The organism is Bradyrhizobium sp. STM 3562 (assembly GCF_045571435.1).
GTDB lineage: Bacteria > Pseudomonadota > Alphaproteobacteria > Rhizobiales > Xanthobacteraceae > Bradyrhizobium.
This window is the reverse complement of sequence record NZ_CP120694.1, coordinates 6,117,217-6,140,202: the sequence shown is the minus strand read 5'-3', so window position 1 is coordinate 6,140,202 and position 22,986 is coordinate 6,117,217. Positions and strand designations below refer to the sequence as shown.

The window sequence follows — 22,986 nt, the reverse complement described above, 5'->3', positions numbered from 1 at the left end:
GGTGAAGTTGAGCCGCGGGGCGCTGGGCGCAAACAATCCAATGCTCAATGGCCATGCTCAGTCTAGTGCCGCGGAAGGGCGACTCCACGTTGTGCTCTGGCCAACGGGGATTTTGGTTCGTGGCGCAGTGCGCCCCTTGGCCCCGCCTTCCGAACCGATGATGCAAGCCCCGAGGAGCCCGAAACTCATCAGGTTGCCCGAGAGGCCGCGAACTACATCGCCTTGACTGCCGCAAGAGTCGAGAGCGATGGGCCAGCGCCAACGTCATCGATGGTCACGAGACAATCGAAGCACATTCTAATCGTGCATTAAGGCGAGGGTGGCGGGCAGCGCACCGGTGTTGCACGAGGCACGTCGTAGCCCGTGCAAGCAGTGCCGCCGAGACGCAATCGCCCTCGCGCGCTTCGATCGTGGCTCCCTCCATGACGATTTGCACGGACGGTCTATTGTCCTGGTCGGATTGCTTAGAGATTGGGGACCGTCTTGGCTCCTCATGATGATGGCGAGATCCTAGACTCATAAGCGAAGCGCTAGGCGTGAGATGCGACGGGCTTCATCTACCTTCATGTGTGGCCGGCCATCGATGTCCGATTGATGACCATCATGTCGAAAAGACAACAGGGAGGCCAAGCTTTCCATAGCTGCTTTGACCGCAATTGTGTTTCTTTCGTTAGGGAGGGACGCATTGAGCCCGCGCGTGGCGCGCCGACTACCGGGATGACGACGGAAACAGCCCTTCCAAAACCGTCGACCTCTGACAGCAGTTGCTGATGATGCGTGTCCGATCGATCATTATGAAATGGCTTGTCGCGCCGAGGCTCGAACACCAAGACGACATTCATTCAGCGTGCCGAGGATGGTGATTCTTTTGTAGTCGCTGGCGCGTTTGCAGGCGCGCGTCTGTTTCGTGAAGCAAAGCGTCAGTGCCGCAAGTGGCACGCTGATTGCTGGAGCGTTCTTAGTCCATTCGTTCGAGCCTGAATACGCATTGCCCAGGACCAGAACTCTAAACGCCATGAAGCATTCACTCCCGCGACAAAGTTGTGAGCGAGTGCGGAGCGCTGCCTTATCCGTGATAGCGCAGGGCAGGGTGATCTCGCCTGCAGCGCACACGAGATGTCCGGAGCGCCCTGCCACTTACCCCACGGGCTCCGCCCTGCTCACCGCGCCGTGCCTAGACCAGACCGCCACTTTATCGGTCGAGGAAAATCGCTCGCCCTTGGCCGACAACAGTAATCCTGCCGTGCTGCAGCCGAATTCGTTCGCCCGTCAGATGATCGAGGGGGCTAGCTTCGAGAGAGTCGGGCTCTCGCTGGTCGATCGCTTATGCAAACTGCAAGAACATCGTGAAACGGAGTCATTTCTACGTGAGCAGCAGCTATGGCGGACTGCCGTCGATCGCGCGCAGCAACGCGCGCCGCTCAAAGCCAGCGTGCCTTACAGTGATGACCGACCGCTCTACTGGAGGCGGCTGCAAGCGACTGCCGCGCGACGCCAAGGCCAGCCGCGTTTCAAACTCTCGGCCGAGCAGGCCGCTGCCCTCGAGTCGTTCGACCGCTCGTCCTGCGGCATGTTCGAGATCGACGTCCGGGCCTGGGAGCGCGCACCGTCGATCAGGTCCCGTTCGAGCATCCGTCGTACGGTCGCCCGTCAGCCTCGAGGGCCAGTGCAGTGTGACACGCCAGAAGACCGTAAGCAGTCCACCATGAAGGTTGCCTAGCGCTCCGCTTGAGTGCCCGTCTCGGCGCGGACGGCACCGGTCGGGCCCGCAGCATCCCGGTCGTTAATCGCGCCCTGTCGTTGCGGGCGCACCTGGACGGTTATCCCATGCTGACCTTGGAAATGGAGAATTTGATGAGAAGAACAATTCTGGCGATGTCATCCCTGCTCGTGCTCGCGGCGGCGTTCGGCGGGGCCGCCATGTCGGTACAGGCTGCGGAGCCGGTCTACACCAAGGCGCCGCCGGTTGAGCCCTTCAATCCCTGGATGATCCGACTGCGTGTACTCGGCGTATTGCCGGATGCTGGAGGCAGCACAGTCAATGTCGCCGGTGTTCCGCTTCTCTCGTCGCCGAATTCCGGGCTCTCGATCAGCAATCAAGTGATACCGGAGCTCGACATCACCTATTTCCTCACCAGGAACATCGCCGCCGAACTCATTCTCGCCGTGACCAGCCATCATGTCAGCGGCAGCGGGACGCTCAGCGGGCTCGAGATCGGCAAGGCCGGGCTGTTGCCGCCGACGCTGACCCTTCAATATCACTTCACAGACTTCGGTGCGTTCAAACCGTATATCGGCGCTGGCATCAACTACACTGTATTCTTCAACCAGTCCGCAGCCAATACGCCCTTCGCTGGCCTAACGGTGACGGATTTGCACATTGGCAATCAGGTTGGCGCCGCCGCCCAATTCGGCTTCGACTACATGTTCGACCATCACTGGGGCCTCAACGTAGACGTGAAGAAGTTGTGGCTGCGGGCAGACTATTCGGCGACCGTAAACAACGCGATCCCGGTCACCGGACGAGCCAACATCGATCCCTGGTTGGTGGGCGCCGGTGTCACCTACAAGTTCTGATGCGGGCTGGCGCCGGGAGCCGAACCTGGTGCCGCATCTGACTTACCTATGAACCATTGGGTAAGCCATCTCACAGGCATGAAGCCGAGACCGAAGAATGAAGTCGGCTTCGATGCCTAAGGAGGGCGACGTCGCCATCCGGGACGAGCGCGCCATGGGCCATTATGCCGTCAATGATCATGCTAACAAGCATCGCTTCGTTCGTTCCGCCATCACGCGTGAGATACAGCGCGACTATGCTGGCGTGACACGAACGGGATGCGTAGCAAAGGAAGCCGCCGAAAATGCCAATCGACTATCCCGCGGTTCTTGATCTCAAGACTGAAGCAACTCCCTATTCGTGGAGCGATCGTGAGGTGATGCTCTATGCGCTTGGCATCGGCATGGGATCTGATCCTCGCAACGAAAAAGAGCTGCAGTTTGTGAATGAGGCATTTGCAAGCCCCAAGCCGCTGAAGGTTGTTCCGACTTTTGCCTCGGTCTGCGCCTGGGGAGTGCGACCGGGCGTCATTGACCTCAATCGCGTGATGGTCGTTGATGGCGAACGTGACATCACGTTCCACAAGCCCATACCTATCGCGGCCTGCGCGACCGCAGATGCACGCGTGCTCGGTGTGTACGACAAGGGCAGGGAGAAGGGCGCTGTCATTCAGAACGAAGTGTTCGTCCGAGATGGCGACGGTGGCAAGATCGTCACCATAGTTTCTTCGATCTTTGCGCGAGGCGACGGCGGGTTCGGTGGACCATCGGAGGGCATGCCTGAGCCGCATCAGGTACCCCGCCGGCCGCCGGATAGATCAGTCGATTTTGCGATCCGTCCAGACCAAGCGCTCATCTATCGCCTCTCTGGGGATCGAAATCCCTTGCATAGCGATCCGGAATTCGCGATTCGGGCGGGTTTTCCCAAGCCCATTCTCCATGGCATGTGCACTTATGGATTAACCTGCAGAGCTGTGTTGCAGACGTATGCCGACTATGATCCCTCTGCGTTCCGTCGTCATCGCGTCCGCTTTTCCGCCCCGGTGTTCCCAGGTGAGATTGTTACAGTCAATCTCTGGAAGGATGGCGATTCGATTTCGTTCGAAGCTCATGTTCGAGAGCGGCAAGTTATCGTGGCCAAGAATGGGCAGACGGTGCTGGGCTGAGCATTTGCGAGCCCGCTTCGCCGAGCATAAGCTCGGGAACGCCAGGAGTCGATTGCACGAACGTGCATTGCCGACTTCTCCTTGGGCAGCAGGGCTTAGCGGTTGTCCACCACGAGTTCATTATCCCCGCTCGTCAATGAAGAAGCCAGTTCCGGCAGAAATTCGGCTGTGAGCTCTTCGGTGCGTGAGTTCGCCGACGCTTTGCCAGAATAGAGATCTGACTGAGTTTATGACACGGGCGAAAGCGATGAGTGGCCCGAGCTTATGGTTGTCGACAGCCTGAAGCGCCGCGATATCCATCGCGCGTGCGTCACCAGCCGCTTTCAACTTGGCGCCGCCCCATGTGAAGCGTTCGCCCGCCGAACTGCGTGACCAGCACGTCAGCGGCCAATCGCGGACCAGCGACCGTTACCGTTTGGAGACGAAAGCACGGATACCAAGCGGATGGAAGCGAAGGGCAAGTTCGTCCGCCGGATGGGTGTTGTCCTCCCAATATTGGGCGTCGAGCACCAGATGTGGTGAAATCTCGATCAGATGAGGCGCGACGCCGAGGTTGCGCTCGGTCGTTCGGAATTGCCGGCCATAGGCCAGACGCGTTCGAACAAGCGCCGATGCAAGCTCTTGAGGAAGCTCTCCCGCGCAGCAACTTTTCGGGGCCAAAGGCTCAGCGGCCCGAGGCATATCCGTGCTGCCGACGCTCGCTACGCCGGCAGAAATCGGATCACCGGACATCTTGGGCGCCGTGCTCGAAATCCCACCCCGCCACAATAGGTCGGAAGGCTATGATGGGAAGGATTTCGACCGGGCCCGAAAATGGGACATATGACCTTCCTGCAAAATCGAATGTCGCATCAAGACAACTGTTCCCCTATCTGTCAGGCCGATCTACATTCTTCCCGGACAACGTGAGGCGGTGCGCGATATTAGCCGGAAGGGACCTGTGGTCACATTGTCCAGCGCTGTCACGGCCTTCGCTCCTTCGCAGCGCTCTGTATTGTCGGGGGTGCGGTCTCGGGCATCATAACCATAGCACAGAGCCCGGCCGCACTAGCGACAAGCATGTACCAGGCGGGCGCCAGAGCGCTGCCTGTAACGTGAGTCAGCAAGGCGACGACAGGTTGAGCTGTGCCTCCGAAAATCGCTATCGCCAAGGCGTAGATCGTCGCGAAGGCGCCACCGCGAATGTTCTTGGGCAAACCTTCGGCCATACTCACATAGAAGGCGCTATATGGAATCGTTCCGATGAGAGTGAGCGCGCCGAGGCCTGCAAGAAGTGCGAGGGCACTGCGGCTCTCTGCGATCCACAAGAACACCGGATAGGTCATCAGCAACGCAGTGACCTGCGGCCATATCATGATGTGCCGGCGTCCGGCCAGATCCGCGAGCCAACCGCCGAGCAGGGCGGCCGGAATTCCTACCGTATTGCTGATGAGCGTGGCGGCAAAAGCGAGAGGCGCAGAAACTTGCAGGGTGTTCAGCGCATAGGTGGTCATATATTCCGTGAGATAGGTGATAATGGTGCAGCTGGCCAAAATAACGAATCCCAAGCTCATGATGCGGCGAGCGGCAGGCGATCTCATAGGCTGGGCGACGGGAGCCGCGCCTTCGGGGCGGTGCAACGTTTCCGACAGGGCGCTCCGCAACCAAAGTCCGAACGGCAGCGTACCGGCACCAAGCAAAAGAGCGATCCGCCATCCGTACGCATGTAGTGCTTCGCCTGTCATGGTGAGGGAGAGTATTTCTCCAACGAGCGCTCCGGCCGTCGCAGCTACCTGTTGGCTGGCAGGCTGAAACGAGACAGCAAGGCCGCGGGCTTCGGTCGGGGCCGCTTCCATCAAATAGGCCGTAGTCGGACCGACTTCACCTCCGAGAGCGAAGCCCTGCACCAAACGTGCGAAGATGGCCAGTAACGGAGCAGCTATTCCTATCGTCTCGTATGAAGGCGTGATAGCCAACACAAGGATCGCTGCGCTCATCATCGCAAAGCTGGCGGTCATCGCGGGCCGGCGCCCGACCCAATCCGAGTACGAGCCGAGCACGATGGCCCCGATCGGTCTGGTTACAAAACCCGCGCCAAACGTCGCGAGCGACAGCATGAGGCTGGCGAAGGGGTCGGCTGCCGGGAAAAACGCCTGACCGATCTGGATAGCGAAAAAGCTATAGGTCCCGAAGTCATAGAATTCGAGAATATTGCCGATCGTTGCGCCCAATACGGCGCGGCTGGTCAAGCGTTCGTCTGCCGCGACGAGAACCGGCTCCAGCTTCTCCTGAGTAAATTGCCTGGCCATCCTCGATCCGCCTGCAGCGCGATCCCTGGACCGAATATTTCGACCAGCCGGGTCGCGCACCCTGCATTCCACTTGCCCAACACGCCTTCTATGTTGATGTGGCCGGCCCGCGCGCCAGTGTTCCACATGTGGACTGAAGCATGTCACGACGAAACTCATGACAACGCGTGCAATAAAAATGCCTGCCTCTTGCAGCCCCATTGAAGCCTTGAACTGATCGCGGTAGTTGCCAGCAAAGATTAACAAAAGAATCCGCGGCAGTTGCCGGGCGCCGGCGCGCGTTCTGCTCATGTGCAATGGCGAGTTTGCGACAACATTGGCGGGCGCCGAACAGGTGGCGCCTGCTTCGACACAGAAGGGCCGCTGCGCGTGCGTGCGGTTCAACTGGCTGCGCGTGTGCGGAAGCGTCAGGCGATTGGCCCGGCTCTTGCTCCGCTGCTTGGTAGTTGCGTGGAGCCGCCTGCCTTGTCGGGATTGTCCCCTGCAGAATGCAGGATCTTCATGCGATCGGACGTGTTGGGAGCTCGCATTGTTGGTGGCACCATCAAAACGACCGATATCGCGCCGGTGCCGCAGGCATCAGGCGGCGATATCCGGTCATGGCGAGCCGCGGCTGAGCGGGTCGCAAAATGACAAGCGTGATGCGCCAGACATAAAGCAGTGACCGCAAAAGATAGCAGACCGTGCGAATCGCAAGCGGTTAGGCCAGAGGAGACAGAACGGGCAGATGTCTTTCGAGCGATGGGCAGCAGCAGCTCGATCGATCGAAGAATGTTGAACCTGGCGATGAATGATGCTTTGGCGAAGACGGAGCCGAAGAGCGGCTGATCATGCACTGGTGCGCGGGTCGGCTACTGCGCTCTGCATGGTCCGTCGGAGGTCTGGTGCTCTCCAGCCGCGGCCGGGGCGGGTCTCCTTCGATCAACTGCCTGACGGTTTGTCCCTTCGGTATGCGTTATTTTGGGGCGCTGGTCGGGTCACCGCCAGACCAGCGCTTCAATGTGTTGAGAAGTCCGGAGAAAGTGTGATCCTGTGCTGATGCGGCGTTTCACCCGCTGATCGAGCCATTGTTTGTGCCCCGAGCGCCGATGGCGCATCCTCCAGCGTCCTCGTTATTGGAGGTATCTTGGTGCTTGAACATGAAAGCACTTGGCGCAGCGTGCGGCGGCGGCCTATCTATTCATTACCTTCACGCTTGTATGGATTCGCTTGGCTGGCCGTCCGGTAGTCGTTCAGATTGCCTCCCAGAAACAAGCGCTCGGTTTCTCGGGTTGGCGTTCTGCCCAGCGAGCACATCAGATCCACATCCGCATCGATGTTGTCCTGATCCTCGACATTCATCCCCAGGCCAATACTGCCCAACACGTCGTCGGGCGTCCAGACCGCGGACTTCGGGATCATATAAGTGTGCAGCGTGGTCGCATTGTTTGCGATCGCTCCTGCCCAGGGGTCCCGCGAAACGACCAGTTTTGAGGGGTCTTCTACCAGCGACACGAAAGGAGATGCGTCTATCTTGCCGCGCATATGCCACCCAGCCTGGCGCGCTCGGTCCATGGGATATCGCTCCAGGGGATCTCCAACGGCAGCGTGATCACGTGCCGTGCTACGGACATGCGATATTGCGCTGGTGCTGTTTTCGGCGCGCGGCTTGCAATCGGCGTCCTGGTTCTGAAAGCGATGCAGCTTGACGTATGACGACCCCGCCACGGCATCGAAAATGCTATCCCGATCAACCGCGGTGGCGGGTGACCACTTTGCTGATTGCTGCGCGGCCAGATCAATCTCGTTTCTAAGCGCCTCAAGAGTGGCACCCGTCAGCGTTGCGGCAAGCTGGGCGCGCGCGCTCACAAACGATATGGCCGCGCACCGTTGGCTTTCCGGTATGCTTCCGTTCTGCGCAGCCGAAGATGTGCCGCTTCCGCGATCTGCCGCCGCGGGAGCTGGATCCGAGGTTCGGTGGATTGGATGTAAGGCATCGAGCTGCTGCTCAAAATGTGCTTGTTCCGCGGACGGGTGTGCCAGTGATCTGGTCTGTGCGCTCAGCTCGTCCGGCTGCTCGCCGACGGGGTGCGGCTGCGCAGGGAGGTCGCGAGAGTCTATCGTGGCTTCTGCGGTATTGCGGGGATCGATATTCATTCGCTGCTTCCCACTTGGGTACTGATTGTTGGTCTACAATTTTGCTAAGGAAGCTTTCGAGAAGCTGACGGCCAGGAAGGAATCTTACTGTTTCGTTCAAGATGGTGCCGGATTGTGGTGAGCCGAGCGGTCACCTAAGCTGAGGGGCGGAGCAACGGTGGGCACTGGTTCTGCACGATCCGGCACTCCGCCAGCCTTGATAAAACGAGGCCGAATCATCTGCCTTGCAAGGCTTCTTGCTCTCGCCGCGTCAGTTTGGTCGCCGACTTTATTCTCCCTATTGTGGGCGCGCGACGTCAACGATATCCTGATTGTCGCCGTCGAGGGACTAAAGGGCTTCCCGGAAGCGATCACATCGGTCGAACATGCCCTCGATGCCACGCTTCAATGTCTCAAAACCCAATATCTACCTTTACAGAAATCTCTTACACAGACTTCGGACATTCCCACGTCCGATCAGGATTAGTGCATGACCGCTGCATCCGTAAACTCTTCGGACTCTCAGCTCCTCCCCAGAGAATAAGACGTGCGCGGCAGCTGAAGACCTCACAGTCGAGATGCGCCGCAAGGCCTTGCCTCACCACGATGCATCTTTGCAGGACGCGAGCATTCTCGAGGTGGGTGGCAGCTATTCGGGATGGCCTGCTAAGTCCCAATAACAAAGCAGCCGACATGGGGCGGGATCTTAAGATCGCCGTCGCCCTCGATACTATCGCAGCCTCACAGCCCAGATCCATCGCGGTCACGACGAGGCAGCGTCAGACCGGCGTCATCCCTGCAGGCTGACTATCCCGCATCTGGCGCTGTCATCACCGCATTGCTGTCTTCAGCAGCACGGCAGCTTCCATAGAAATTGGAACCCAAGGTGATTTGGATGTTCTGGCGCATCCGGGAAAAAGGCGCTTTCGTCAGCTACTCGTCAGCCAATCGGTCTATCCAGACGGGCCGCGCATTCTCGACCTTTTCGGAGATGGAATATGACCGGCATTGGCCGAGATGGCAAATCGCACGTTGGGGCTGCAGGACCCGACAGCACGTGGGAATCGAGCGGTTCGAGCCCGGAGTCCAGCCCCGTCCTCGGCGAAGCCAGGCAATCATTCGATTCCCTCGTGGAGCGGATGCGCTCCGGGTCTCAAGATGGAATGGCGCCGGTCGTGAGCCGGCCACCAAGTTCGGATGTGGCAGCCCCAACGCCAGACGAGATCAAGGCTGCGAAGCGAAAACTGCGCAGCCTGCTTGAGGACCTTAATACTTGTCGTAGCGCGGCCACGCACGCCCGGAACTTTTCGGAAGCGCAAGAGCTGATCGATCAAGTCGTCAAGGCAGGCTCAGCAGTTCTGGCGTACTACGCGAATCGCCCCCCAGAATTGGCGCGTCACATTCTGCCCGACGATCGGGCTCGCCGGCTCCGCGATGAGACGCTGGAGGCGGCCGAGGAATGTAACGTCGTGGCCTTTCGGATTATCGACGGCCTTGAGGAGACGAGAAAAGAAGCAGCAGCTCTGCCCGGCAGGATCAGAGGCACCGCTACGCCTGACCAGCTGCGCCGCGTGGTTGCAAGCGTGGCGAACCACTATGTGGCCTGCACCGAGTGGTGGGGAAAGAAGGCATTGCGCTCGGAGCGGACGCAGTTCGTCTGCGCGGCTACCGCCAACTTACCAAGCACCAAGCCCGAGATGCGGAAGGCCGAAGAGGCCACACTACGACTGCATACCGGTTGGGCGCTCTATACGAAGTGCATGTATCTGCAATCGCAGGTCGCTCACGCGCAGCTTTTGATTGAGCCGCTAGCGGACACGTTCGAACCAGCCGTGCGCGACGCCCTTATGGACGGGAACGGGCGGGCGCGGCTGCTCGGGACCTTCATCGAGGATATTTTCCCGGCATTCGTCTCGACGTCCGAGGCCGTTCTGAAGAGCAAAGGAGCGGCGCTCGATGCTGAGCACCGCGCCGTGCTGGAAGGAGTCATGGAGCGGCTTTCGGAATTTGCATCAGGGGTGAGCGGCATGGTTGCCGGCCTGAGGGATGCGGGATCCGGAGCCGACGTTCCCTTGGAGTTGCTGGACCAGATCATTGAAGGTGCGTGGGTTACGGCGAACGACGTCATGCGGCTGCTCGCAGTGCAGCCAAAGATAGCAGCCACGATTGAACCGCCGGCTTGGGCTGCGCTGCATGCCGCCCCGGTGGGCGAGGGCACTGCAGCGCGCAGGAAGGGCAAAGGTAGGCGCGCAGCGGCCGCAGGCGAGGGGAGTTCGACAGCTGGAAGACCCGAGCCGCAGCTCGCCGGGGCTGAGGCTGGCAGGGGCCCAGCCAAGGTCATCGTACTCTCGGATTTGGGTACGAAGAAACTCGCCACCGCGGAGGAGGCCCACGCGAGGGCGTCATCCTCTGCGACCGAGCATCTCCAGATGTGGCAGGCTCCGTCCTCCAGGAGAGCACTGGCGGGATCACTCGAGCGATTGGACAAGCTGCTGCAGTTCGATCTGCCGGCTCAGCAAAGGGCCGTCTCGCAAGCGCGCCAGATGAAACCCGAGGACGCCGAGCACGTCCTAAATATCGTCGTCGAGCGCCTGCAGACGCAGGCCGCGGAGATTAAGGCCTGTGTCGCCGCGCTCGAGGAGCCTCGTCGAGGTGGCCTGCTCACGGCTGCGCAAGTGCCCGAAGTGCACGACAAAATAGTCCGGCTCGAGACCATGTTGTCCGAAGTGCAGGGACAGGCAAACGCAGTGAAGGCGCGAAAAGCCGGGATGCTGGCCGATTGCATGAAGACCTACGGCTTTCCCTCGCAGAAGTACCTTGAAGAGTTGCGGGCGGACGGGGAGTTGGAGGTTCCAGATGCACCGCGCGCGTTGAGCAGCGATCCGGGAACGCTGTTCGAGATCAAGCTGCAGCCCAGGGCACTGCGCAGTGGTGCGACGCCGAATCCGATGTGGGTGCATATCCACACGAAGCGGCCGGTACATGCGTGGCAGTTGGCGATGCTGGGTGACGCCGATTTCGCCGCTTGTCATGTGAAGTCCAATGAACAGCGCGGCTACAATCGGCACTGGCAGAGCGCACGAGCTGCGGCGGGCCACGAAAACGTCGTGATCCACCGCGGCAAGCTCACGCCAGCATTCTGTAGATCCTTGTTGAGCACCGCTGGCGGCAACGCGCGGTACCCTCTTCTCGAGGCGGAGCACGCGTCGATGCACTTTTCTCGCCTCGGGATGTAGTTAGCTGGTTGTCTTGCGGCAGAGCGCCGCTGTGGTGAGAGCATCACTCAGACGTCCGAATCCGAACCTACGGGACGCCGAGCCGCACCTGCGTGTCGGAGGGACCAACTCCTTAAGAGAATGTGATCAGGAGTGCTCCCGCAAGAAGATCAATCAATCGATCAGCGTGCGGAGATCGGCTGCTCGGTCGAAAAGCTGGGCCCCTTGAGTTCGACAGGCGGAGCGCGCTGGGGGTGACGGCTTCACTCGATGACGTGGAGCAGGGCGTGGCCTCCAGATGGATGGGCTGAAGCAACAATGGTTTCGAAACGGGAGAGGAGCAGACGGCGCAACGTTTCTTCGTGCTGCTCCAAGTCAAAAGGGCGGTGTTCCTTGGCCGAAGACCTGATCGCCAATAACGGTGGCTACTCGGCTAACCCTTGAAGCTCTTTTTGGCGCCTCAGTGTTGCCCGACAGGTAGCGAACGGCAACGTCCTTGTTGTCGGATTCGAAGGCTTCGATCGACTAAGAATGCGTGATCCTCCAGATACGCTGGTGACCATCAGCTAGACGGCGGCAACGGTCGGGTCCGTTCGCCTGCTGGCGTCTTCGGTCCGAAAGCGGACGGGGCCATGCCTACAGTCCGCCAAGGCGGCTGCGAACGTGACATGGCATTCCCGAAAGCACGCGTTGACCGCTGCGCCGAGTGCCCCAATCCTGCACGCTAGGTGTCAGTAAGGTCGAGCCAAGAGTTGCAGGTTGGTGGAATCGCAAGCCTTTGGAGATTCGCTTGGTCCGAAGCTTCCACGCGTTTCCACTGCGGCTTCGCCGGCATCCTGACCGAAGCTGGGCCGCGGCGATCAAGGTGAGATCTCGTCTCATCCTGATTGTCGCGCCATAGAAGCTATCGGACAACGTCGAGAGAAGAGTGACTATGCCGTCAGCAACAAGAGAGAATGAAACGATCAAGATTGTCACGCCTGAAGATCGGTCGAGAGTCATCGCTAATTCTGACAACCGCTTTTACAATGTGTCCGCTGCTGAGGTGGTTATATCCCGAGCCGGAGCGCTACTTGCACCATTTCGGCGCTTTCCTTGATTACTATGCCGGCGAGCCGTACGCGGATCGAAGCGACGCGTACTTCGAGAGCGGGGACAAAGGCGCGCTTCTGTGGTTGGCGGATCCTGTCAGTCGCAACCAGCTGGCGCGAAAGTCCGCTGCACCTGCGTCGAGGCGGTTTTTCGCGCCGGTGAGCGCACCGTTCCCTAAGCAGCGGTCTAAAGCTTGGGCGGAAGTGGCCGGTGAGCCCGAGGCTCTTGATCGACGTCTCGACGCGACGGTCGCGAACGATATGGGGCACTGAGCAACAAGAGGAACAGCGCTCTATTGGCATCATAGCTGGCCGCTGACCGGCTAGTTCTTGAGCCGGTCATTACCAACGTACCTTCTTTCGTGCAGACCGACCACGACCACCTTCGCCGGCGCTGCTTTATGAAAACCTCGAAAAATGGGAGTCGATCAGACATGGCATCAGTCCCTGTCTCCCCGATAGCTTAAATGTCTTAAATGTGCTGTGTGCTTCGGCCTGCAGTCCCGCCATCGAAATGCCCAACTGGAGTTCGGTCATTCCTGGCGATCGTGCGTTTGGTGCTCACAAATCCAGAGCGATCTTCAAACGAGCTTTCTCGAGGCGCTGTCGGACGCCCGCCAACTTGCTGGCGAACTCACTCAGTCCGCGAACGCCGAATTCACCAAAGACCAATTTGTCGATTGCCTCCTGTTGTGATGAGAGGCCCGCCAGATGCTTGTAGGTTCTATCCGTGAGAGACATTTCCACGATGCGGGCATCGCTCGTAGAGGGCTTGCGCCGAAGCAAGCCCTTTTTCTCCAGCAGCTTTGATTGGGTCGTGACGAACGAGGAATCGACCTTCATCAGCTTGGATACGGCATTGACCGGAACCCCGCTCCCCCGGTCCAAGTCTGCCAGCGCGATCAAGATCATCCACTGTGGTGCAGTAATGCCCAATGCATCCGCCCGTAATCGGCAGAGTTCTTCCAGGAACAGATTGACGGATCTGATCTCCCACATGAAGCGCCAGACCGCGTCATCATTGCTTGCAGGAGCGCTGCTGCCAAATGGTGCTTTAGGAATAGTCAAATCCAGCGGCATCATATTTCAGGTTGAATACTCAAACCGTTGCTCCTTACCGCAAATCCAAAATCCGGACAATGCTGCGAATTGGTAGACCGAACGGTTGGTACGTTTCGGACCAAAGCGAGATGTTCCAATGCAGATGAGGGGTTTGCCGGCCCATTTTGTACGAAACGGACAGACCTATCCCTTTAATGCCTTCTTAATTGAGCTAATCTTGATCTGCCAAGTTGTGCCTCGCTCTCGTGAGGCGGCGCAGCCCTATGGAATCTAACAGTGCTCTACGAAGTAAGACGGAGACATCGCAAGCCTCGGTCGCTTGGTCCGAGCTCTTCGATGCGCGCTATCTGTAAGGCCTGACACCAATCAGGGCTGAGGCTAGAGCCCAGGCAGAATCCTGGTCAAAAGCGACAACCCGCATCTTGTTGATCAACGCTTCGAATTCGCGATCGAAACAAAATGCCTGGGCTTGAGGCGGCGAGGGCAAGCCGAAAACAATTACTCTGGAGGACGTCATGAGCTCAATGAGATTTATCGGCCTGGCCGTTAGCACGTTAATTGCACTCTCCAACACTGCATTCGCTGAAGACATCACCATCGCCGTGGCCGGGCCGATGACTGGCACCGAATCCGCCTTCGGCCGTCAGATGAAGAATGGGGCCGATATGGCCATTGAGCAAATCAATGCTGCCGGCGGCGTACTGGGAAGGAGGCTCGCGCTCGACGTCGAGGACGATGCCTGCGATCCCAAGCAGGCGCGCTCGGTCGCGGAGAAGATCGGTGGCATGAGGATCCCATTTGTGGCAGGTCACTATTGCTCGTCTTCTTCGATCCCGGCCTCCGAGGCTTATGCCGAGAATAACGTCTTGGAGATCACGCCGGCCTCCACCAATCCGACCTTCACGGAGCGAGGCCTATGGAATGTCGCTCGCGTCTGCGGTCGCGATGACCAGCAGGGCGCGGTTGCCGGCGACTACATCGCCAAGAATTTCAACGGCAAGAACATCGCGATCCTCAATGATAAGACCACCTATGGCAAGGGTCTGGCGGATGAGACCAAGAAGGCGCTCAACAAGGCAGGCATTACCGAAAGGCTCTATGAGTCCTACACCAAAGGCGACAAGGACTTTAACGCGATTGTCTCGCGGCTAAAGGCCGAGAACATCGATCTCGTGTATGTCGGTGGCTATCACCAGGAGGCCGGCCTGATCCTGCGCCAAATGCGCGACCAGGGTCTGAAGACGATCCTAATGGCCGGCGATGCGCTTGCCGATAAGGAATATGCCTCGATCACCGGCGCCGGTGGCGCAGGCACGCTGTTCACGTTCGGACCCGATCCGCGCAAGAAGCCAAGCGCGGCCGCGATCGTTGAAAAGTTCAAGGCGAAGAACATCGATCCCGAAGGTTATACACTCTACACCTATGCTGCCATCCAGGTGTGGACGCAGGCCGTGGCGAAGGCCGGTACCTCCGATCCAAAGAAGGTGATGGACACCATCAAAGCCGGCTCCTGGGACACGGTGATCGGCAAACTGGAATATGACTCCAAGGGCGACATCAAGCAGCTCGACTATGTCGTCTACAAGTGGGACGACAAGGGTGGCTACGCCGAGGTGAACCCGAAGGGATCCTGACGTTTGAAGCCCCCACAGAACGAACGCGCCGCGCCAAAGTCGGGCCGAAAAACATCCCTGTGAGCTTGCGAGGCTATTAAGTGCTTCATGAGGTAGCGGCCATTTTGGCCAGACCATGAAAGAGTGGATCCGCCTTTCGGGAAGCGCTGCACACGGGCAATCTTCGAACCGACTATACAGCAGACCGCGAGACGCTCAGGCAAGCCAACGTTGGAAGGCGAGTTCACCAGGTGAGGTGTGCACAGGAGGCGCTGCTTTAAGCACCAATCTGTTGCAGGAGGCTCCAAACACGAGGGGGTTAATTGATGAAGCTGACGCAAAGCCCTGCTTTCATCTGCCAATGCTTTAAAAGAGACGGCCGCGAGGTCGACTATGGAGTATGTGGCGGCGGTCTTGGCGCTCTCCTGCCGGACCAGGGCGAGCTCTATTGGACCAAACACGGCAAGGTTTATGGCTTTGGTGCTTGTTTCAGCTGCTGTTTGGATCAACGAGAGTAGGGTATTCCACGCGCCGGATTGCGTGTAGCCTTGTGTTGATTCGCACGCGCAGTCACACTCATTTTGACTTTATCATCGCTATCGCCCAGAATTTGGACAGCATTTCATTGAAAATGCTATCAATCCAGATAGTGGACAACGAACATTGCTCTGAGGCTTAATCGATGAGATCGAGAGGCCAACCGACTTGGGAAACATGCGCAGCCGCATGTGTTCTCGCTGCGCCGCTGCAGTCACGCGCACCTAATCCTGATATTCCTCTCGTTGGAAGACCGGACATCGCAAAGCAGACAGGAACGCCGGTTTGCCGGTGAGCGAGCAATCATGCCCAATGCCTATATCATTGAAGTCTGTGACCGGGCTGCTGGCATCGTCACCCGCAGCGAACAGGGCTTCCGTTTCTTTTCCGCGGAACGCATGTTTGACAGTCTCGAGGGCCGCCAATTTCGTTGCGCGCGAGATGCTGAGCTCGCTGCGAGAGCTTTGCTTGAGCAACGGCAGCATCTTGGACCTCTCCTGAAGCTGGCGCGTACCCCCATTAACGACCGCCCGCAACAGGGCGCGGTTCGACAAGTTCGACGTTCGGTCCACGTTGCTTGGCGAGTGGTCGCTTATGCGACATGGGGTCAAATCGGGTGACCAAGGCGGCACCACGTTCGTTGAGGTAGGCGCGAGCTAGTTGCTGTCGAAGGTCTTGTCATCGATCAGCGGCGCAAAATTGGGATCCGTGATCAGCGGTTCGACGTCGATGCGCTCGTGATGAGTCGGCCAAAGGACGGAGCGAAGGAGATTGCCGAGGGCGTCGATCGGCGGTCATGATTTTCGCCCTTAAGCCGCGGCGCCAGTGGCCCATAGTCTGTTTTTGAGTTCCCCCTTTCGGACGAGTGTGCTGTCGAGGAGGACATACTCGAAATGGGTCGTCGCAAAAGCCTTGAAGACGCGGTCCCTGACGCCTTTCTACGCCAGCACCAGAAGCGCGCGGGCAATCCAAAGAAGGGATTTCGATAACCAGCCGGTTGTCACGCCCACTGCTGCCGAGGTCACCGACTTTGCCGGATACCCCCGCGCAATCCGTTCCTACGTGAGCGTCATCCAGGGACCACGGGCTGAGGGCTGATCTGGTCGGCTAGGAAGATCTCGTGGAATGATTTGTCACGAGGTCACCATGTCAAAGGATAGTCGTAAGGATGGCGATAAGGATAGGCATACGCCTATCCTCGAGGACGGCTCCGACACACTGCAGCGTGTCGAGATCATCACCGGGACCGGCCGGCGCGGCGCTGGTCGACCGATGCGAAGGCGGCGATTGTCGCGGAGAGTTTTGCGCCGGGTGCAAGCGTGTCCGCGGTGGCACGACGACACGACATCAGCCCAAGCCTGTTGTTTCTGTGGCGTCGTCAGACAACGCGGGCGAAGGTCGCGGCGTGCGGGGACGGAGCCGTGCCACCTGGCTTTGTGCCGGTCGCGATCACCGGCTGCGGAGGCAAATTGCCGTCGTGCGAGGAGCAGGCGGCGATCGAGATCGAGGTCGGCGCGGTTCGCATCCGCGTCAGGGGGAGGGTCGACCGGCGGGCGCTGTGCGAGGTGCTGGCGGCAGTCGGGACGGTTGGCCGATGATCGGGCTGCGACCCGGGTTGTCGATCTGGATCGCGACACAGCCGGTCGATTTCCGTCGCGGCATGGACTCGCTTGCGATGCTGGTGAGCGAGGCGTTTGGAGCCGATCCGTTCGACGGCGGACTTTACATCTTCCGCTCCAAGCGCCGAGATCGCGTGAAGATCCTGACCTGGGACGGAAGCGGCCTTGTCCTTTACTACAAGAGAATCGAGGGGCAGTTCACCTGGCCGCCGATCAAGCAAGGCGTCATGCCGCTATCTCATGCTCAGCTCTCGGTGCTGCTCGATGGCTCAGACTGGAAGCGTGTGCCGATGCGGGTTGTGGATCAGCCAGCACGAGCTGGTTGATCCGTATCAAAGTAGTTCGTCACTCATGCGGAGCTGTTGTAGAACCACTCTGCATGAGTGATTTGCCTTCCGATCCAGCATTGCTTCGACAAACCGTGACGACGCTGTCGTCACGGCTTGCGGCGTTGTCGGCGGAATGCAGCACGCTTTCGGCCGAGCGTGATGCGGCGATCGCCCAACGCGACGCTGCAGTCCAGGAGAACGACAAGCTTCTGATGATCCTGTCCCAGTACCAGCGCACGATCTTCGGTCCCCGCTCCGAGACACTGGATCCCGGACAACTGTCTCTCTTCACCATCACGGCACAGGTGGCTCGTGCCGCCAACGACGACGTGACCGGAGGCAGGCTGCCTGCCGGAGCGGAGGGCCGTGGAAAGCGACCGGCGCGACGCAACCGGGGGACGCTCCCGGAGCATTTGCCGCGCATCGATGTCGTGATCGATATCGAGAGCCACATCTGCCCCTGCTGCGGCGAGCGGCTGCACAAGATCGCGGAGACCGTCAAGGAAGCCTTCGACGTCATTCCGATGCAGTACCGGGTCAAGCGCATTGTGCGTCCGCGGTACGGCTGCCGGGGATGCCGCCAGGGTGTGCTGCAGGCACCCGCGCCGGCCCAGGCGATCGATGGCGGGATGGTGACGGAAGCCTTGCTGGCCCACATCGCGGTGATGAAATACGGCTACCAGCTGCCGCTGTATCGGCAGGAACAGATGTTCGCCGCGCAAGGCATCACGCTCGACCGGCAGACGCTGGCCTCGTGGATGGGCCGCGTTGCCTGGTGGCTGAAGCCGCTTCACGCGCTGTTGCGCGACACGATGATGTCCTATCCACGGCTGTTTGCCGATGAGACGCCGCTGCCGGTTCTCGATCCCGGCCGTGGCAGGACCAAAGTCTGCCAGTTCTGGGCAATCGCCATCGATGACCGGTCGTGGGGCGGCCCGGCACCGCCGGCGGTGGTCTACGTGTTTGCCGAGGATCGCAAGGCGATCCGCGCCAAGCAGCTGTTCGGGGACTACCACGGCATCCTGCAGGTCGATGGCTATGCCGCCTACAAGGGCCTGATCAAGAGCGGCGGCCGTCTGATGCAGCTGGCGTTCTGCTTCGCGCATGCGCGGCGGAAGTTCTGGGACGTTCACGTCGCGACCAAGTCGCCGATTGCCGCGGAAGCGCTGCAACGGATCGCGATGTTCTACGCTATCGAGGATCGCATCCGCGGTCTGCCGGCGGCGCATCGGGCTGCAGTGCGGCAAAGCGATACCAGGCCGTTGATCGAGGACTTCAAACCCTGGCTCGAGGCGCGGCTGCTGGAAGTCTCGAAGAAATCCGGTCTGGGCAAAGCCATCCGCTACACCCTCAACCACTGGGACGGCCTGACGCGCTTCATCGATGACGGACGCATTGAAATAGACAACAATACGGTCGAGCGCAGCATCAAGCCGATAGGGCTTGGAAAGAAGAACTATTTGTTCGCGGGCAGCGAAGGCGGCGCCGAGACATGGGCCATTCTCGCGTCGCTCATCAACTCGGCAAAGCTGCAAGATATCGACCCACGGCACTATCTGACCGACGTTCTTGAGCGCATCGTCTCTGGACGCACAAAGATCAATCAGCTGCACACGCTGCTGCCGTGGAATTGGAAGGCCGAGCGCGATGGTTCGGAGACAAAGCTCGCCGCCTGATCAGTTCGACGGCAGAGCATCTGGAACTTCCTGCGCGTCGCTGGTGTCGTCATAGATTTCCTCGCGGATCACGCGCAGCGTCACCTCGTGTAGATAGACTTGCAGCGCCCTCTCCAGCTCGGTGAACTCCGGCAACAGAATCTTGTCGACGAAGCCCCGCGACGCGCGGACCATCACCGTGTTGCGTCGCTGGCGGTGGTAACGAAACGGCCGTAGCCCGTACCGGCGGCAAAGCGCCAGAAACAGATGCCGCGACCATTGGTCAGGAAGTGAGAATTGCTGCTCGATCGGCGGATCGTGACGCGCCAGCTCCTCGACCCGGGCGCGCACCCGCTGCAGCGCAGCTTCCGCCGCAAGGCGCTCACCAGCAGTTCCAGCACCCACGAACAACGCCTCGATCTTCCGAAGCTTCTCGCGCAGCTGAGAATCGCTGGTCATTCTGATGCCCCGTTGCCCGCTCCAACCCGGGATCACCCCATCACCGCGCAACGGTAGCGTCAATCACCCTGACTGCGCTATCCAGAGCATTCCGCGCTAGTCAAGGCCGGACACGGCGATCCTCCCATGACGCTCACGTTCCTACTTGCGCGTCGCTCAACACTGATCGACTCAAGGGCTGATCTCGAATTCTCGAGCCTTAAATCAATTGTCTGATTCTGGAATCCTGTCTGCAAACACACGAGGCGACTTGAGCGCTTAGAAAAACACCGACGTAGATACTAGAAAGTTCAAAGCATGCCCGGTTTCACGTGTGTGTGTAACGCTCGTCGGCTTGTTGATGTATGTCAGTCCTACGCTCGCGTAGATCCCGGGTGCAAGATGCGCGGTATAGGTGCCCGAGATCGCGGTACTTTCCCGATGCACGAGATCACCTTTGGCCGAGGCTGCATCCACTGCAAACTTGCTCCAGACGGCGTCGGTGGCCACAAGCGCAATCTGATCGGTGGGGCGGCTGTCAAACAGTCCCTTCGCATAAAGGCGAAGCTCGTAATATTGACTAACTCTATTCGCGTCAGGTGGAGCGTACATTACGGAGAACCCACCATAGATGCCGCGATATGCCGAGACCTCCGCATCAGACTGCCAGAGCTGCCTGTCCGCGGCCACGTAGTAGATGCTGTTTGCGTCGGATCTCGGTTGCGCCGGATCCTGCAAGTTCTTGTAGCTGCTGTTGTTGAAGCCGGCGCCGACCCGCAACCAGGTCTCGGGTAAGCCCGGAGCAGCTTTGTTCTTATACCCAGCTTCATCAAGGAACAGAATGCCTGTGTGACCCGTGCTCCAGTTCAAGCCGGTGGGATTTTCGGTTAGTTGCGCATACTGACCGTCGGGACTGATTGAGCGCTGGAGTGAGAACTTGTTATATAGGTGATCATCAAAATTGTACTTCAGGTTGAGAGCTGGCGTAGGCGCGGCATTGTTGCTCATCCCTGCTTGATACAGGATATTCGACGAGGGAGCTAAAACGCTTGCTCCTGCATTCCCTCCGACCAATGTGCCAGCGAACTCATTTACATTTCTGAGATAACCGGTTTTGAGTTCGACTTTCCCGTCGAAAAATGTCTGGTAGTAGGCCAATGTGTTGAGGCCAACTCTATCTGGCCCCCCTGGTTTCCACGTCCAGTATTGTTGCTCGGCGCCTGCGGTGATCTGACCATCGGGTATTCCAAAGCGGCTGAGATCGTAGGTCACGATGAAGAAATTCACGGTACCAAATGTCGGATTCTGACCCATGAATGACTGATTTGGCATCGTGCTTCTGGCTGCATTTGGCAGTCGATTGTCTATAAAGGTGTTCACTGTCCCGCCGACATAACCGATGCCGACGTCTGCCAGCGCGGATCTAATCCCTCCTTTATCCTGATCTACAGTGTCGGCAGGTCCGGGTATGATGAGCCACATGCCCTTTTCGCGGAGATTTTCAAATGTTGCGAATGAGTCGATCCTCTTTTGAGTTCTTTTCGCAACTTCATCCAAATGGTGGCCCTTCACCTTAGGCTGCATCGCAGGTAGCGCTTGTGCCGAGCTGCCGATGTCACGCGCTGCTGCTTTGAGCCGGCGGGGCCGCACGGTCCTGCCAGGATCCGTCTCTTTTGCTAGTGTTCTCCTGGCAGCCGCATCCGAAGTGTCGCTCTTGAGCGAGTGGTCGTTGGCTGCTTGTGCGAATGCCGAGCTGCCGGTGAGAGCCGCTGCCAGCGAGAGTGCGATAGCAGGCCCTCTTTGGCTGGTATGTTGTCGAAACCCGAAAACCGGTGCCGCGCCCGAGTAGATCTCGTTCGACATCACCAAGCTAACACGACCACACATAGTGAGCTCCGCTTCTGTATTGTTGGGTTTGATGGATTGCGCTCCGAGCCGATTGGCCCGGAGCTGACCAGCATTGGGCGTTTGAGCTAGGCCGCGGTGGTGCTTGGCGTTACCAGCTATCTCGACGAGACCGGCTTAGCCGTCCCGAGGCTGGTTGCTGGCGGGAGTACCGCAGGCCATGGAATGGTCGGGATCGCATGTGGCGAGCGCGACGTAGTGCCGAGACTCGAGATCGACAACTGCAACGCGGTTTAGCATCGCCGTCTCGGCGGCGAGAGCGGGCACTAGTATTCGGTGCCGGGCCAGATAGTCGCAATCGATCGACGCACAGTAATGTTTTCGCCATTGGCTCCAAACGAGCCGTCTCTTTCGACCGTAACGGTGAGAGGAGTTTCTGATGCCGAAGATCCTGGTCGAAGAAGACGTGTCTTCGACAAGATGGCAGTCGCTGGAACGGAAGGTTTCGTTTGCCAGCCAGTTGGCCGGCGCTTGGTTCACACGCGCTGGCTGAGAGACGAGGCGATTGACCCGCTAGAAGCCAAGAGGCGGTTGAAACATGCGCGCTCGGGGATCGCGCCATAAAGTCGATCATGGAGTTCGGGAAAAAAGAGAAGATACCGGGTGGAGAAGACTTGATAGCGGCAGGCGAGGGGGCGACACATTCGTCAGGGCCGTTGGGCTAGCTCGATCTTTCTTTCATTTATATTTCCTTGATGTGGCCGTCGCGCGCGGTTCATTGACACTGAGTGCCATGTCTGTCTCAGCTCCATCAAATGCCGAAGTTGGTAGTTGACTTGCGGGCGCTCTGACGCATCCGCTGACGACGCACATCCTCGCCATCGAGGCGAAGGCGCTGGTGGCAATTTCATGTTCGACGCGGGCTCGGCTTGTCGTGCCGAGTGGGACGATCTACCGAGCGAGCTGTGCGAGACCGCCCCGGCCCCAAGGGATTCGCGCTGGCAATCTCCCGTAGCTCCGGATCACAGTAGGATTTAGAACTGCCGTCATCTGCTGAGGGCCGACGCCAAAGGAGACGCTTGCGGTGCGAGCTAGACGGGATCAGTAACCGTCAGTGGTCGATTTCGTTCGTCGGGGCTGCCGAGATTGCGTTCGGCCGGTCGCAGCGCTCCGATATCGACATGCCAGGCAGAGCGGGCGAGCGTGACCGCGCCTGGTAGCGGGGCCTCGACCTGAATTTGCTTCGGCTTCTGATTTCCTCGCTGCAAGGGGTGGCCTCTGGCTGCGCGCGCCCCATCAACACCAAATGTGGTAGCTGCGGCACAACATTGACTTCCTTAGCGTGAATCTCATGCTGCGCAGGGCTCCAAGCTCACCGCCTCATTATGAACAACTTACAAATGAAGGGCTTCGATCGGATGCCATGTCGGGCGTGCGCGTCAATGCCAGGAGTGGAA

The 22,986-nt window shown here is 59.2% G+C and carries 17 protein-coding genes; 9 read left to right on the top strand and 8 right to left on the bottom strand.

The window, feature by feature from the left end; genetic code table 11:
* Positions 1–792: 792 nt before the first annotated feature.
* Positions 793–1,017: a hypothetical protein gene (locus P6U23_RS28435; protein ID WP_407175722.1), complete on the bottom strand. Its 225-nt coding sequence runs from the start codon at positions 1,015–1,017 to the stop codon at positions 793–795.
* Positions 1,018–1,219: 202 nt separating this feature from the next.
* Here P6U23_RS28435 and P6U23_RS28430 point away from each other — a divergent pair, with 202 nt between their 5' ends.
* The 3 genes from P6U23_RS28430 to P6U23_RS28420 all read left to right on the top strand — a co-directional run bounded on the left by P6U23_RS28430 (position 1,220) and on the right by P6U23_RS28420 (position 3,722).
* Positions 1,220–1,720, top strand: a complete 501-nt coding sequence (locus P6U23_RS28430) for a hypothetical protein (RefSeq protein ID WP_407175721.1) — start codon at positions 1,220–1,222, stop codon at positions 1,718–1,720.
* 134 nt (positions 1,721–1,854) lie between these two features.
* Complete coding sequence (locus P6U23_RS28425; protein ID WP_407181614.1) at positions 1,855–2,577, top strand: OmpW/AlkL family protein; 723 nt, start codon at positions 1,855–1,857, stop codon at positions 2,575–2,577.
* A gap of 284 nt (positions 2,578–2,861) precedes the next feature.
* Positions 2,862–3,722: a MaoC/PaaZ C-terminal domain-containing protein gene (locus tag P6U23_RS28420; protein ID WP_407175720.1), complete on the top strand. Its 861-nt coding sequence runs from the start codon at positions 2,862–2,864 to the stop codon at positions 3,720–3,722.
* 408 nt (positions 3,723–4,130) lie between these two features.
* Here P6U23_RS28420 and P6U23_RS28415 read toward each other — a convergent pair whose 3' ends face one another.
* From P6U23_RS28415 to P6U23_RS28405, 3 genes are all read right to left on the bottom strand, one after another.
* Positions 4,131–4,454: a hypothetical protein gene (locus tag P6U23_RS28415; protein ID WP_407175719.1), complete on the bottom strand. Its 324-nt coding sequence runs from the start codon at positions 4,452–4,454 to the stop codon at positions 4,131–4,133.
* A 230-nt stretch (positions 4,455–4,684) separates the two neighbouring features.
* Positions 4,685–6,010 (bottom strand): MFS transporter, encoded by a 1,326-nt coding sequence (locus P6U23_RS28410; RefSeq protein ID WP_407175718.1) that lies wholly within the window; start codon positions 6,008–6,010, stop codon positions 4,685–4,687.
* Positions 6,011–7,186: 1,176 nt separating this feature from the next.
* Positions 7,187–8,146, bottom strand: coding sequence for a hypothetical protein (locus P6U23_RS28405; protein ID WP_407175717.1), 960 nt, complete (start codon positions 8,144–8,146; stop codon positions 7,187–7,189).
* A gap of 977 nt (positions 8,147–9,123) precedes the next feature.
* Between P6U23_RS28405 and P6U23_RS28400 the strand changes: the two genes are divergently transcribed.
* A complete protein-coding gene (locus tag P6U23_RS28400; protein WP_407175716.1) occupies positions 9,124–11,361 on the top strand; it encodes a hypothetical protein in 2,238 nt (745 codons plus the stop codon).
* A gap of 1,631 nt (positions 11,362–12,992) precedes the next feature.
* Here the strand turns inward: P6U23_RS28400 and P6U23_RS28395 are convergent.
* Positions 12,993–13,514, bottom strand: a complete 522-nt coding sequence (locus tag P6U23_RS28395; RefSeq protein ID WP_407175715.1) for a MarR family winged helix-turn-helix transcriptional regulator — start codon at positions 13,512–13,514, stop codon at positions 12,993–12,995.
* A 494-nt stretch (positions 13,515–14,008) separates the two neighbouring features.
* Between P6U23_RS28395 and P6U23_RS28390 the strand changes: the two genes are divergently transcribed.
* Both P6U23_RS28390 and P6U23_RS28385 read left to right on the top strand, forming a co-directional pair.
* Entirely contained in the window at positions 14,009–15,127 is a 1,119-nt protein-coding gene (locus P6U23_RS28390) for a branched-chain amino acid ABC transporter substrate-binding protein (RefSeq protein ID WP_407175714.1), read from the top strand.
* A gap of 305 nt (positions 15,128–15,432) precedes the next feature.
* Complete coding sequence (locus P6U23_RS28385) at positions 15,433–15,624, top strand: hypothetical protein (protein WP_407175713.1); 192 nt, start codon at positions 15,433–15,435, stop codon at positions 15,622–15,624.
* Positions 15,625–15,867: 243 nt separating this feature from the next.
* Here P6U23_RS28385 and P6U23_RS28380 read toward each other — a convergent pair whose 3' ends face one another.
* Positions 15,868–16,128, bottom strand: a complete 261-nt coding sequence (locus tag P6U23_RS28380; protein WP_407181787.1) for a hypothetical protein — start codon at positions 16,126–16,128, stop codon at positions 15,868–15,870.
* Between the two features lie 801 nt (positions 16,129–16,929).
* On the opposite strand from P6U23_RS28380, the gene P6U23_RS28375 reads away from it, so the two are divergent.
* Genes P6U23_RS28375 through tnpC form a run of 3 tightly spaced genes read left to right on the top strand, consistent with a single transcriptional unit; the run spans position 16,930 to position 19,267 of the window.
* On the top strand, positions 16,930–17,241 hold the full coding sequence (locus P6U23_RS28375) for a transposase (RefSeq protein ID WP_407181434.1): 312 nt from the start codon (positions 16,930–16,932) through the stop codon (positions 17,239–17,241).
* Positions 17,238–17,588: an IS66 family insertion sequence element accessory protein TnpB gene (tnpB, locus tag P6U23_RS28370; RefSeq protein ID WP_407175594.1), complete on the top strand. Its 351-nt coding sequence runs from the start codon at positions 17,238–17,240 to the stop codon at positions 17,586–17,588. The genes P6U23_RS28375 and tnpB overlap by 4 nt, the downstream gene beginning before the upstream one ends.
* Positions 17,589–17,641: 53 nt before the next feature.
* A complete protein-coding gene (gene tnpC / locus P6U23_RS28365; protein WP_407175712.1) occupies positions 17,642–19,267 on the top strand; it encodes an IS66 family transposase in 1,626 nt (541 codons plus the stop codon).
* Here tnpC and P6U23_RS28360 read toward each other — a convergent pair whose 3' ends face one another.
* Complete coding sequence (locus P6U23_RS28360) at positions 19,268–19,705, bottom strand: hypothetical protein (RefSeq protein WP_074279456.1); 438 nt, start codon at positions 19,703–19,705, stop codon at positions 19,268–19,270.
* 258 nt (positions 19,706–19,963) lie between these two features.
* The gene (locus P6U23_RS28355) at positions 19,964–21,547 is read right to left on the bottom strand and encodes a carbohydrate porin (protein WP_407175711.1); all 1,584 of its coding nucleotides are present in this window, start codon (positions 21,545–21,547) and stop codon (positions 19,964–19,966) included.
* Positions 21,548–22,986: the final 1,439 nt, after the last annotated feature.